Below are 13,165 nucleotides of genomic sequence, written 5' to 3' on the forward strand. Positions count from 1 at the left end.
ACCGCTGAACCTGTGGGAGCTGGCTTGCCAGCGATGGGGCCATTAAAATCACCGCATCAATGCCCTGACTGCCACGGCTGCCCCAGCGAAACCGGTGCATACAGCCGCGTACGCAACGCATCGCGCGACAACACCACCAGCACCACAATCGTCGCCACATACGGCAGCATCGCCAGCAGACTAGACGGAATCGCCAGCCCCAACCCCTGTGCCACCAGATGCAGGATGCTGGCGAGGCCGAACAGATAGGCGCCGAGCAACAACCGCCACACCCGCCAACTGGCAAACACCACCAGTGCCAGCGCAATCCAGCCGCGTCCGGCGGTCATGTTTTCCGCCCACATCGGCGTATACGCAAGCGACAGATACGCCCCGGCCAACCCGGCCATCGCGCCGCCAAACAGCACCGCCAAGGTACGCACAGTCAACACCGGCAAACCCATCGCACTGGCCGCATCCGGGTTCTCGCCGACGGCCTGAATGATCAACCCGACACGACTCTTGATGATCACCCACGCCACCAGCGCAAACAGTGCGAACGATAGATACACCAGCAGATCCTGAGCAAACAGCATCCGCCCGATCAGCGGGATTTCACTCAAGTACGGAATCGCCAATGGCTCAAAACCCGCCAATGGTTTACCGACCCACGCCGCACCAACAAAGGTCGACAGGCCCACGCCAAAAATCGTCAGCGCCAACCCGGTCGCCACCTGATTGGCATTGAACACCAGCGCCACCAGGGCAAACAGCGACGACAACAACATCCCGGCAAGCATCGCCAGCAACACACCGAGCCACAGGTTGCCGCTGTTGAGGGCGACGATAAAACCGATCACCGCGCCAAACAGCATCATCCCTTCCTGTCCGAGGTTGAGCACGCCGCTCTTTTCGCAGATCAATTCACCCAGCGCCACCAACAGCAGCGGCGTACCGCAACGCACCATGGCGTAGAAAATATTGCTCAACAGATCGATATCCATCACAGCGCTCCGGCAGTTACGGCGGTGGTCGAGGTACGCCGTGCCCAGCGCAGTTTCAAGCGTGGCCGATAGAGAATCAGCACGTCACAGGCGAGCAGGAAAAACAGCATCATTCCCTGGAACAACTGGGTGATCGCTTGCGGCAGATTGAGGGTCATCTGTGCGCTCTCGCCGCCGATGTACAGCAGCGCCATCAGCAGACTCGAAAACACAATCCCGAGCGGATTCAGTCGCCCGAGAAACGCCACGGTAATCGCCGCGTAGCCATAACCCGGCGATACCTGCGGCACCAATTGGCCTATGGGCCCGGTGACTTCACAGACCCCGGCCAACCCGGCAAGACCACCACTGATCAGCAGCGCCAGCCAGATCAGCCGCTTCTCGCGAAAGCCGACAAACCCTGCCGCGCGCTTGTCCAGCCCGAGCACTTTGATCTGGAAACCGACAAAGCTTTTCTGCAACAACACCCACACCGCGACCAGCGCGAGCAGGGCGAAATACACCCCGGCGTGCACGCGGCCATCCTCCATCAACAGCGGCAAACGGCTGGCGTCGCCGAACATCGCCGACTCGGGAAAGTTGAAACCGGCCGGGTCCTTCAACGGCCCGTGCACGCAGAACAGCAGCAGGTTCAGCGCGATGTAATTGAGCATGATGCTGGTGAGGATTTCGTTGGCGTTGAAGCGTGTGCGCAGCCACGCCGTCAACCCGGCCCACGCAGCACCGGCGAGGGTGCCGGTGAGCAGAATCAACGCCAGCGCCCAACGGCTTTGCACATCGATGATGTTCACCGCCAGGGCACTGCCGGCCAAGGCGCCGAAGAGCAATTGGCCTTCGGCGCCGATGTTCCAGATGCGCGCTTGATAAGCCACCGCCAGGCCGAGCGCGCAAAGCAGAATCGGCAGGGCTTTGACCAGCAATTCCGAGACGCCATACAAGTCGCTGACCGGCGCGATTAACAAGGTGTACAAGGTTTGCAGCGGATCATGGCCGAGGGCGATGAACAGCAGCGAACCGCAACCGAGCGTCAGCGCTGCCGCCAGTAACGGCGAGCACCAGAGCATCAGGCGTGATTGCTGGCCACGGGGTTCGAGGGAAAGCAGCATGTTTGAAAACTCCGTTAAACCGTGGCGTGTTTTTGCGCGGCGTCGAACTGACCGGCCATCCAGCCGCCAACGTCGCTCAACAAGGTGTCTGTGGTGTTTTGCAGCGCCGAGATTCTGCCGCCGCACAACGCACCGAGGCGGTCGCTGATCTGGAACAGTTCGTCGAGGTCTTCGGAAATCACCAGAATCGCCGCACCGGCATCGCGTAATGCGATCAGTGCGCGGTGGATGGTGGCGGCGGCGCCGACGTCAACGCCCCAGGTCGGGTGCGCAGCGATCAGTAGTTTCGGTTGCTGGAGGATTTCCCGGCCGAGGATGAATTTCTGCAGGTTGCCGCCGGACAGACTGCGCGCGGCGGCTTGTGTGCCCTGGGTTTTCACGCCGAAGCGCTGAATGATTGTTTCGGCGAGGGCTTCGACTTTGCCGCGCTCGATCAAGCCGTTGCTGACCAATCCTTGTTGGAAAGCAGTGAGCAGGGCGTTGTCCGCCAGACTCAACTCCGGCACCGCGCCGTGACCCAGTCGCTCGGCGGGTACGAACGCCAGACCGAGTTTGCGTCGCGCATCGGGGCGTAAATCGGCGACGTTTTTTTCGCCGAAGCGAATGGTTGCAGCCTCGGCACGGGGCAGGGTTTGTTCGCCACTGAGCAACGCGAGCAATTCATCCTGACCATTGCCGGCCACCCCGGCGATGCCGACGATTTCACCGCTGCGTACTTGTAAGTCGACAGCCGTCAACGAGCAGCCGAATGGGTCCGGGTTGTGCCAGTTCAAGCCACTGACCTGCAAAAACGCCGCGCCACCGCAGACCTTCGGATAGTCACCAATCAACGCCGCCGCTTCACCGACCATCAACTGCGCCAATTGCTGATCCGAACACTCGGCCGGCACGCAATGCCCGGCCAAGCGCCCGCCGCGCAATACCGTGGCGCTGTGGCACAAGGCGCGCACTTCGCCGAGTTTGTGACTGATGAATAGAATGCTGCAGCCCTCGGCGGCGAGGCGGCGCAGGGTAACGAACAACTCGTCAGCCTCCTGCGGCGTCAGCACCGAGGTGGGTTCATCGAGGATCAGCAGGCGGATGTCCTGCATCAGGCAACGAATGATTTCCACCCGTTGCCGCTCACCGATCGACAGGCTGTGGACAAGTCGCGCAGGTTCCAGCGCCATGCCGTAGCGGTTGGATACCTCACGAATTTTCGGTTCCAGATGTTTCGGCGTGCCGGCCGCAGCGCCCATCGCCAACGCAATGTTTTGCGCCACGCTGAGCGTTTCGAACAGCGAAAAATGCTGGAACACCATACCGATGCCCAGTTGCCGTGCCTGCGCCGGATTGCGGATATTCACCCGCTGTCCTTGCCAGAGCATCTCGCCGGAATCGGCCTGAGTCACTCCGTAGATAATCTTCATCAACGTGCTTTTGCCCGCACCGTTTTCGCCGAGCAGGGCGTGAATTTCACCGGGCGCGATGCTCAGGTCGATGGCGTCATTGGCCAGACAACCGGGGTAGCGTTTGCTGATATGGCGCAGTTGCAGGCGCGGGGTTGAATCGGCGATGGGCATGGCAGGCTCGACTGGCTTGGAGTTGTGCCTGTGGATAAAGCAATTTCCTGGCCATTGAGTCAGGAACCTGTGCAGCCCCTGCTCGCAAGTGCTGAACGCAGAGCTTCGCAGCCTAAGTCGAGCAGATTCACGGCACCAATTCGGCGCAAAGCCATTGAGCAGGCTCCAGTTTTGCCCGTCGGCCACTGATCAAAAAACGAGCAAACTGGTGGGGCCTATGCAGTACCTGCTACTGCGCCAGCCATGAACGGGTTATCCACAGGTTGTTCCACAGTTATTGTGCGCAAGCCGAAAACCCGGGCATAAGCATCGGGGTGCTTTCTTCTAAAGGTGATAAACAGTGCTAACTGATTGTTTTTGCGTAGGATTTGCATTTCGTCTGGCGAATTGAACGAAAATTGAGCAAACCCCGCAAAGCCGCGTGACAGAAGGGTTACAGAGGAATGTACTCAGGTTATCCACAGTCGGGTGCACAGCAGATGTGGGCAACTTGCGGGAATAAGAGAAATAGCCAATGCCCTAAAAAATCGCAGCGTTGCGCTGTAGAAGAATCCGCCCACGGCTGAGATCGGCGAGCTGCGATTGCAGAACATCAATCTGCGCCGCACCCACCGCCAACTGCAACTCCACGCCATTGGCGGTGAAGTTTTCTTCCACCACCAACCCACCCAGATCCGCCACCCGCAATTTCACCAGCGCCAACTCGGCAAACCCGCAAGCGCAACGCAGCGGTATACGGCTGATCAACTCGACTTTGGCCGCCGTTTGCAGGCACTTGTTCGCACCACCGCCATAGGCTCGGGCCAATCCGCCGGTGCCCAGTTGAATGCCGCCATACCAACGAATCACCAGCACCGCGACCTGATCGCAATCCTGCGCTTCAATCGCTGCCAGAATCGGTCGCCCGGCCGTGCCACCGGGCTCGCCGTCATCGTTGCTGCGATATTGATCGCCGAGTTTCCACGCCCAGCAATTGTGCGAGGCGTTCAAGTCGCTGTGCTGTTCAAAGAACGCCTGCGCCTCGGCGGGGCTGCCGATTGGTGTGGCGTAGGTGATGAAGCGGCTTTTGCGAATCTCTTCGCGGTACTCGCAAAAACCGCTGAGGGTGAAAGGCATAGACGTCTTAAATAGTAGGAGTGAGGCCGCAGCCTTTGAGAATGATGCGGATCAGGTTGTTGCCGGCGTCTTCCATATCTTGCTTGGTCAACTTGCTGCGACCGCTGACCCGGCAGATCTGCGTGGCGAAGTCGGCGTAATGCTGGGTGCTGCCCCACAACAGGAAGATCAGGTGTACCGGGTCGACCGGGTCCATTTTCCCCGCATCGATCCACGCCTGAAACACCGCCGCCCGGCCGGTGAACCAGGCGCGATAGTCCTGGTTGAAATACTCGGTCAGGCATTCGCCACCGCTGATCACTTCCATCGCGAAGATGCGCGAGGCTTGCGGCTGGCGGCGGGAGAATTCCATTTTTGCGCGGATGTAGCGGGTCAGCGCTTCGGCCGGATCGTCCTCGGCGGTGAGGGTATTGAAGGTGCTGTCCCACAGTTCGATGATGTTGCTCAGCACCGCGACGTACAACCCAAGCTTGTTGGTGAAGTAGTAATGCAGGTTTGCCTTGGGCAACCCGGCATTCTGGGCGATGGTGTTCATGCTGGTGCCTTTGTACCCGTGACGGGCGAACTCGTCTTCGGCGGCTTTGAGGATGGTCTCTTCGTTCTTCTGACGAATGCGGCTGGCGGGCTTGCCGCCGTGAGCGGGGACTTCAAAGGTCATAGGCACTTCCGGGTTTGTCTGTGGGTGCAACCAATTGCGTTGATAGCGCACCCACAGGCATCCGACAAGCCCTGAAGCGATAAAACCGTTACGCCTGTTCGATCTTGTTCAGTGGTGCAGGTACTTCGACAGGCGCGCTTTTGGCCTCCGGCAGCAACAGGCAAAGGATGATCGCCGTCAGTCCGCCGCTGGTAATCGCTGAGTCGAACAGGTTCTGCACAAGCTTTGGCAGCAAGTGTAAAAGGTTCGGTTGCGCGGCGATGCCGAGGCCGACGCCGAACGAGGTGGCGATGATCAGCATGCTGCGCCGATCCAGTGGCGACTGCGCGAGGATGCGCACGCCGGCAGCGGCGACGGCGCCGAACATCACCAATGTGGCGCCGCCGAGCACCGGTTTCGGAATCTGTTGCAGCACCGCGCCGATCATCGGGAACAGCCCGAGGCAGAACAGGATCGCGCCGATGTACAGCCCGACATAACGGCTGGCCACGCCGGTCAACTGGATCACGCCGTTGTTCTGCGCAAAAGTTGTGTTGGGAAAGGCGCTGAAGGTCGCGGCGATCATGCAACTCACGCCATCACCGAGCACCCCGCCACGCAGGCGACTTATATAAGAAGGGCCGCTGATGGGCTGCCGGGCGAGCATGCAGTTGGCGGTGAGGTCGCCGACGGTTTCGATGGTGCTGATCAGATAAATCAGCGCGACCGGCAGGAAAGCCGTCCAGTCGAAGCTGAATCCGAACTTGAACGGTGTAGGAAGACTCACCAGCGGTAGGTCAGGCAATGGCTGCGGCACGAGTTTGCCACTGAACCACGCCGCCAGACTGCCGAGCAGCAGGCCGATGATGATCGCCGACAACCGCACCCACGGCGTGTTCGAGCGGTTGAGCAGAATGATCGTCAGCAGCACGAATACACCCAATGCCAAATTGCCCGGCGCGCCGAAGTCCGGCGCATTGAAACCGCCGCCCAGATCGGTGATGCCAACCTTGATCAAACTGATGCCGATCAGCGTGATGACAATTCCGGTCACCAGCGGCGTAATCACTCGGCGCAATTGACCGATGCAGCGGCTGAGGACGATCTGCACGATTGCGCCGAAAAAGCACACACCGAAGATCATCGCCAGAATGTCCTCCGGGCTGCCGCCACGCTGTTTGACCAGAAATCCGGCCGACAGCACTGCACCGAGAAAGGCAAAACTGGTGCCCTGCAAACAGATCATCCCCGCACCAATGCCGAACGGCCGCCGCGCCTGAATAAAGGTGCCGACGCCCGAAACCATCAAGGCCATGCTGATCAGGTAGGGCAGGTGTGCGGTCAAACCGAGCGCCGAGCCAATCACCAGCGGCGGGGTGATGATGCCGACAAAACTGGCGAGCACATGTTGCAGCGCCGCGAGGATTGCAGCGAGCGGTTTGGGGCGATCGTTGAGGCCGTAGATCAAATCGCTGGACGGTTCGGAATCTGGCTGCATGGGCTTGGGCTTCTTGTTGATGGATCGAGATTCATCCTGCTCTGCAAAAAGCTGTCCACTTGCTCAGGTTATTCGTTTAATTCACCGCCAGAGCCCAATCTGGCTGGACCTTTGGTGAATTTCAACGCGTCGCCGCCAAACTCTCCAAAAAGCTTTCCAGCACCAAATGTGGGCGCCGTCCCTTGCGTGTGACCGATGCGAGGCTCAAATCATAAAAACGCGTCCCGGCCTTCAGCGCACGCAAGCGTCCCTGCTGCACCCAAAGACCGGCGTAATGATCCGGCAAATAACCGATATAACGCCCGGTCAGAATCAAAAACGCCATGCCCTCACGGTCGGAGGCACTGGCCGTGCAATTGAGCGCCTGGTAATGCGCCTGAATATCCGCCGGCAACCGAAACGTCGGCGCGATTGCGTCCTGACTGTTCAGGCGCTCGTCATCGAGTTGCTTGTCATCGACATAAAACAGCGGATGCCCGACCGCGCAATACAGCAGCGAGCGCTCGCTATACAGCGGCTGATACTCCAGTCCCGACAACGCACTGGCCTGTGGCACCACGCCAACATGCAAGCGGCCATCGAGCACCCCTTGTTCGACTTCATTGGGGGCGATCATGCGGATCTGAATCTGCACATCCGGCCCGCGTTCCTTCAACTGGGCAAGGGCGTGGGTGATGCGCATATGGGGCAGGGTGACGAGGTTGTCGGTCAGGCCGATGATCAACTCGCCACGCAAATGCTGGTGCAGGCCATTGACCTCGGTGCGAAAGCTTTCCAGCGCACTTAATAGCTGCAGTGCCGATTGATAAACCTCGCGGCCTTCTTCGGTCAGCGAGAAACCCGCACGGCCACGCTGACACAAGCGCAGGCCGAGTCGTTGCTCGAGATCGCTCATCTGCTGGCTGATCGCCGAACGACCGATGCCGAGCACGGTTTCCGCCGCCGAGAAGCCGCCGCACTCCACCACGCTGCGAAAAATCCGCAGCAGGCGGATATCAAAGTCACTGACCTGGGCCAGCGGATCGGGGCGGCGGCTGCTCATGTTTTTATTCTCAATGTTTAGCAGAGTTCTAACTGAAGGTTAGAAGAGTTGAATTTCACCGACTTTATCGCCGTGGCAATTTAGCTGCAACAACGCTTTTTATCTCCCTGAAGCTTATGCCCTGCGAGGTTTTGCCCGATGAACATGCCTGAAAACGCGTCGTCGCCACTGGCCAGCCAACTGAAGCTGGACGCGCACTGGATGCCGTACACCGCCAACCGTAACTTCCAGCGCGACCCGCGTCTGATCGTTGGCGCCGAAGGCAGCTGGCTGATCGATGACAAGGGCCGCAAGGTGTACGATTCGCTGTCGGGTCTGTGGACCTGCGGCGCCGGGCACACCCGCAAGGAAATTCAGGAAGCGGTCTCGAAACAACTGGGCACACTGGATTACTCGCCAGGCTTCCAGTACGGCCATCCGCTGTCGTTCCAGTTGGCCGAGAAAATCACCGACTTGACCCCGGGCAATCTGAACCATGTGTTCTTCACCGATTCCGGTTCCGAGTGCGCCGATACCGCAGTGAAAATGGTGCGTGCCTACTGGCGTCTGAAAGGTCAGGCGACCAAGACCAAAATGATCGGCCGCGCCCGTGGTTATCACGGTGTGAACATCGCCGGCACTAGCCTCGGTGGTGTCAACGGCAACCGTAAACTGTTCGGCCAGTCGATGATGGACGTCGATCACCTGCCGCACACGCTGCTGGCCAGCAACGCATTCTCCCGTGGCATGCCGGAGCAGGGCGGCATCGCCCTGGCCGATGAGCTGCTGAAACTGATCGAACTGCACGACGCCTCCAACATCGCCGCGGTGTTCGTTGAGCCTATGGCCGGTTCCGCCGGCGTATTGGTGCCGCCTCAGGGTTATCTGAAACGTCTGCGCGAGATTTGCGATCAGCACAACATTCTGTTGGTGTTCGACGAAGTGATCACCGGTTTCGGTCGTACCGGCACCATGTTCGGCGCCACCACGTTCGACGTGACCCCGGACCTGATGTGCATCGCCAAGCAAATTACCAACGGCGCGATTCCGATGGGCGCGGTGATTGCCAGCTCCGAGATCTATCAGACCTTCATGAACCAGGCGACGCCGGAATACGCTGTGGAATTCCCGCATGGCTACACCTATTCGGCGCACCCGGTGGCTTGCGCCGCAGGCCTGGCGGCACTGGATCTGCTGCAAAAGGAAAATCTGGTCCAGAGCGTTGCAGAAGTCGCTCCGCATTTCGAAAACGCGCTGCACGGTCTGAAAGGTTCGAAGAACGTCATCGACATCCGCAACTTCGGTCTGGCCGGTGCGATCCAGATTGCCGGTCGTGACGGCGACGCGATCGTGCGTCCATTCGAAGCGGGCATGGCCCTGTGGAAAGCCGGGTTCTACGTGCGCTTCGGCGGCGACACCCTGCAGTTCGGCCCAACCTTCAACAGCAAGCCGCAAGACCTTGATCGTCTGTTCGACGCGGTCGGCGAAGTGCTGAACAAGCTCGACTGATTTTTCCTTCTATATATACCTACAAAAACGGGCACTCCTCAAAGAGTGCCCGTGGACAAGAATTCAGGAGTTTTCGATGAGCGTTATCCCGCATTTGATCAATGGCGAACTGGTGACCGAGAACGGTCGCGCGGTTGATGTGTTCAACCCGTCCACCGGTCAGGCTATCCACAAGCTGCCACTGGCCAGTCAGGCAACCATCCAGAAAGCCATCGATGCCGCCAAGGCTGCGTTCCCGGCATGGCGCAATACGCCACCGGCCAAACGTGCGCAGGTGATGTTCCGTTTCAAGCAACTGCTGGAACAGAACGAAGCGCGCATCTCGCAATTGATCAGCGAAGAACACGGCAAGACCCTGGAAGACGCCGCCGGTGAGTTGAAGCGCGGTATCGAGAACGTCGAGTTCGCCTGCGCCGCCCCGGAAATCCTCAAGGGCGAGTACAGCCGCAACGTCGGCCCGAACATCGATGCATGGTCGGATTTCCAGCCGCTGGGCATTGTTGCCGGCATCACGCCGTTCAACTTCCCGGCCATGGTGCCGTTGTGGATGTATCCGCTGGCGATCGTCTGCGGCAACTGCTTTATCCTCAAACCGTCCGAGCGTGATCCAAGCTCCACGCTGCTGATCGCCCAACTGCTGCTGGAGGCCGGTCTGCCAAAAGGCGTGATGAGCGTCGTTCATGGCGACAAGACTGCAGTGGACGCGCTGATCGAAGCGCCGGAAGTCAAAGCGCTGAGCTTCGTCGGTTCGACGCCGATTGCTGAGTACATCTATGCCGAAGGTACCAAGCGCGGCAAACGCGTTCAGGCACTGGGCGGTGCGAAGAACCATGCGGTGCTGATGCCGGATGCCGATCTGGACAACGCGGTCAGCGCACTGATGGGCGCGGCTTACGGTTCTTGCGGCGAACGTTGCATGGCGATTTCGGTAGCTGTGTGTGTCGGTGATCAAGTGGCGGATGCTTTGGTGGCCAAACTGGTTCCACAGATCCAGGCACTGAAAATCGGTGCAGGCACTTCGTGCGGTCTGGACATGGGGCCACTGGTGACCGGTCAGGCGCGCGACAAAGTCAGCGGTTATGTTGATGACGGCGTGGCAGCGGGCGCGACCCTGGTGGTCGACGGTCGTGGTCTGAGCGTTGCCGGTCATGAAGAAGGCTTCTTCTTCGGCGGCTGCCTGTTCGACAACGTCACCCCTGAGATGCGTATCTATAAAGAAGAGATCTTCGGGCCGGTGCTGTGCGTTGTCCGCGTGAATAGCCTGGAAGAGGCGATGCAACTGATCAATGATCACGAATACGGCAACGGCACCTGCATCTTCACCCGTGACGGTGAAGCGGCGCGTCTGTTCTGCGACGAGATCGAAGTCGGCATGGTTGGCGTCAACGTTCCGCTGCCGGTGCCGGTGGCTTACCACAGCTTCGGCGGCTGGAAACGTTCGCTGTTCGGCGACCTGCATGCCTATGGCCCGGACGGCGTGCGATTCTATACCCGTCGCAAGGCCATCACCCAGCGCTGGCCGCAGCGTGCGAGCCATGAAGCGTCGCAGTTCGCTTTCCCTAGCTTGTAAGTAGAAGGGCAGTGCACAGAAGGCCGACCTTTTAAGGTCGGCCTTCGCGTTTTCCGGCTTTTTTGACCGATGTGACAGATTTATGAAGATAGAGGTTGACGGCAGATCTCAGGTGTCTATAATTCGCCCCACTTCCGGCACAGTCGAAACGGAAAACTCCTTGAGATTCAATGAGTTATGTAGGTTTCGACAGCAGGTGCTTCAGTTTATCGAAGCCGAAAGGAAGTTGAAAAAGAGGTGTTGACAGCAGCGTGTAACGCTGTAGAATTCGCCTCCCGCTGACGAGAGATCGGAAGCGCAAGTGGTTGAAGTTGTTGAGGAATTCTTCGAAAACTTCTGAAAATAATCACTTGACAGCAAATGAGGCTGCTGTAGAATGCGCGCCTCGGTTGAGACGAAAGATCTTAACCAACCGCTCTTTAACAACTGAATCAAGCAATTCGTGTGGGTGCTTGTGGGGTCAGACTGATAGTCAACAAGATTATCAGCATCACAAGTTACTCCGCGAGAAATCAAAGATGTAACCAACGATTGCTGAGCCAAGTTTAGGGTTTCTTAAAAACCCAAAGATGTTTGAACTGAAGAGTTTGATCATGGCTCAGATTGAACGCTGGCGGCAGGCCTAACACATGCAAGTCGAGCGGATGAGAGGAGCTTGCTCCTGGATTCAGCGGCGGACGGGTGAGTAATGCCTAGGAATCTGCCTGGTAGTGGGGGACAACGTTTCGAAAGGAACGCTAATACCGCATACGTCCTACGGGAGAAAGCAGGGGACCTTCGGGCCTTGCGCTATCAGATGAGCCTAGGTCGGATTAGCTAGTTGGTGAGGTAATGGCTCACCAAGGCGACGATCCGTAACTGGTCTGAGAGGATGATCAGTCACACTGGAACTGAGACACGGTCCAGACTCCTACGGGAGGCAGCAGTGGGGAATATTGGACAATGGGCGAAAGCCTGATCCAGCCATGCCGCGTGTGTGAAGAAGGTCTTCGGATTGTAAAGCACTTTAAGTTGGGAGGAAGGGCAGTAACTTAATACGTTGCTGTTTTGACGTTACCGACAGAATAAGCACCGGCTAACTCTGTGCCAGCAGCCGCGGTAATACAGAGGGTGCAAGCGTTAATCGGAATTACTGGGCGTAAAGCGCGCGTAGGTGGTTTGTTAAGTTGGATGTGAAATCCCCGGGCTCAACCTGGGAACTGCATTCAAAACTGACAAGCTAGAGTATGGTAGAGGGTGGTGGAATTTCCTGTGTAGCGGTGAAATGCGTAGATATAGGAAGGAACACCAGTGGCGAAGGCGACCACCTGGACTGATACTGACACTGAGGTGCGAAAGCGTGGGGAGCAAACAGGATTAGATACCCTGGTAGTCCACGCCGTAAACGATGTCAACTAGCCGTTGGGAGCCTTGAGCTCTTAGTGGCGCAGCTAACGCATTAAGTTGACCGCCTGGGGAGTACGGCCGCAAGGTTAAAACTCAAATGAATTGACGGGGGCCCGCACAAGCGGTGGAGCATGTGGTTTAATTCGAAGCAACGCGAAGAACCTTACCAGGCCTTGACATCCAATGAACTTTCCAGAGATGGATTGGTGCCTTCGGGAACATTGAGACAGGTGCTGCATGGCTGTCGTCAGCTCGTGTCGTGAGATGTTGGGTTAAGTCCCGTAACGAGCGCAACCCTTGTCCTTAGTTACCAGCACGTAATGGTGGGCACTCTAAGGAGACTGCCGGTGACAAACCGGAGGAAGGTGGGGATGACGTCAAGTCATCATGGCCCTTACGGCCTGGGCTACACACGTGCTACAATGGTCGGTACAAAGGGTTGCCAAGCCGCGAGGTGGAGCTAATCCCATAAAACCGATCGTAGTCCGGATCGCAGTCTGCAACTCGACTGCGTGAAGTCGGAATCGCTAGTAATCGCGAATCAGAATGTCGCGGTGAATACGTTCCCGGGCCTTGTACACACCGCCCGTCACACCATGGGAGTGGGTTGCACCAGAAGTAGCTAGTCTAACCTTCGGGAGGACGGTTACCACGGTGTGATTCATGACTGGGGTGAAGTCGTAACAAGGTAGCCGTAGGGGAACCTGCGGCTGGATCACCTCCTTAATCGACGACATCAGCTGCTTCATGAGCTCCCACACGAATTGCTTGATTCAT

Annotated in this window: 9 protein-coding genes and 1 rRNA gene; 3 read left to right on the forward strand and 7 right to left on the reverse strand. The window is 58.2% G+C overall.

The window, feature by feature from the left end:
* Positions 1–56: 56 nt before the first annotated feature.
* From ACIOWE_RS17105 to ACIOWE_RS17135, 7 genes are all read right to left on the reverse strand, one after another.
* The gene (locus ACIOWE_RS17105) at positions 57–983 is read right to left on the reverse strand and encodes an ABC transporter permease (RefSeq protein WP_201235622.1); all 927 of its coding nucleotides are present in this window, start codon (positions 981–983) and stop codon (positions 57–59) included.
* Positions 983–2,089 (reverse strand): ABC transporter permease, encoded by a 1,107-nt coding sequence (locus tag ACIOWE_RS17110; protein ID WP_401393605.1) that lies wholly within the window; start codon positions 2,087–2,089, stop codon positions 983–985. Before ACIOWE_RS17110 ends, ACIOWE_RS17105 begins: the two co-directional genes overlap by 1 nt.
* Before the next feature lie 14 nt (positions 2,090–2,103).
* Positions 2,104–3,651 carry an ABC transporter ATP-binding protein gene (locus ACIOWE_RS17115; RefSeq protein WP_401393608.1) on the reverse strand — a complete coding sequence of 516 codons (1,548 nt, stop codon included), beginning with the start codon at positions 3,649–3,651 and terminating at the stop codon, positions 2,104–2,106.
* Positions 3,652–4,170: 519 nt separating this feature from the next.
* Positions 4,171–4,767, reverse strand: coding sequence for an IMPACT family protein (locus ACIOWE_RS17120; protein WP_401393611.1), 597 nt, complete (start codon positions 4,765–4,767; stop codon positions 4,171–4,173).
* A gap of 7 nt (positions 4,768–4,774) precedes the next feature.
* Complete coding sequence (locus ACIOWE_RS17125) at positions 4,775–5,425, reverse strand: TetR/AcrR family transcriptional regulator (RefSeq protein ID WP_401393614.1); 651 nt, start codon at positions 5,423–5,425, stop codon at positions 4,775–4,777.
* Positions 5,426–5,513: 88 nt separating this feature from the next.
* Positions 5,514–6,902, reverse strand: a complete 1,389-nt coding sequence (locus ACIOWE_RS17130) for a uracil-xanthine permease family protein (RefSeq protein ID WP_401393617.1) — start codon at positions 6,900–6,902, stop codon at positions 5,514–5,516.
* A gap of 121 nt (positions 6,903–7,023) precedes the next feature.
* A complete protein-coding gene (locus tag ACIOWE_RS17135) occupies positions 7,024–7,944 on the reverse strand; it encodes a LysR family transcriptional regulator (RefSeq protein WP_401393620.1) in 921 nt (306 codons plus the stop codon).
* A gap of 138 nt (positions 7,945–8,082) precedes the next feature.
* Between ACIOWE_RS17135 and ACIOWE_RS17140 the strand changes: the two genes are divergently transcribed.
* The 3 genes from ACIOWE_RS17140 to ACIOWE_RS17150 all read left to right on the forward strand — a co-directional run bounded on the left by ACIOWE_RS17140 (position 8,083) and on the right by ACIOWE_RS17150 (position 13,114).
* A complete protein-coding gene (locus ACIOWE_RS17140; RefSeq protein ID WP_201235607.1) occupies positions 8,083–9,432 on the forward strand; it encodes an aspartate aminotransferase family protein in 1,350 nt (449 codons plus the stop codon).
* Between the two features lie 76 nt (positions 9,433–9,508).
* On the forward strand, positions 9,509–11,002 hold the full coding sequence (locus ACIOWE_RS17145; protein WP_401393623.1) for a CoA-acylating methylmalonate-semialdehyde dehydrogenase: 1,494 nt from the start codon (positions 9,509–9,511) through the stop codon (positions 11,000–11,002).
* Positions 11,003–11,577: 575 nt separating this feature from the next.
* A 16S ribosomal RNA gene (locus ACIOWE_RS17150) occupies positions 11,578–13,114 on the forward strand.
* Positions 13,115–13,165 lie beyond the last annotated feature (51 nt).

This window comes from Pseudomonas sp. NPDC087598, from assembly GCF_044743525.1.
Taxonomy (GTDB): Bacteria; Pseudomonadota; Gammaproteobacteria; order Pseudomonadales; family Pseudomonadaceae; genus Aquipseudomonas.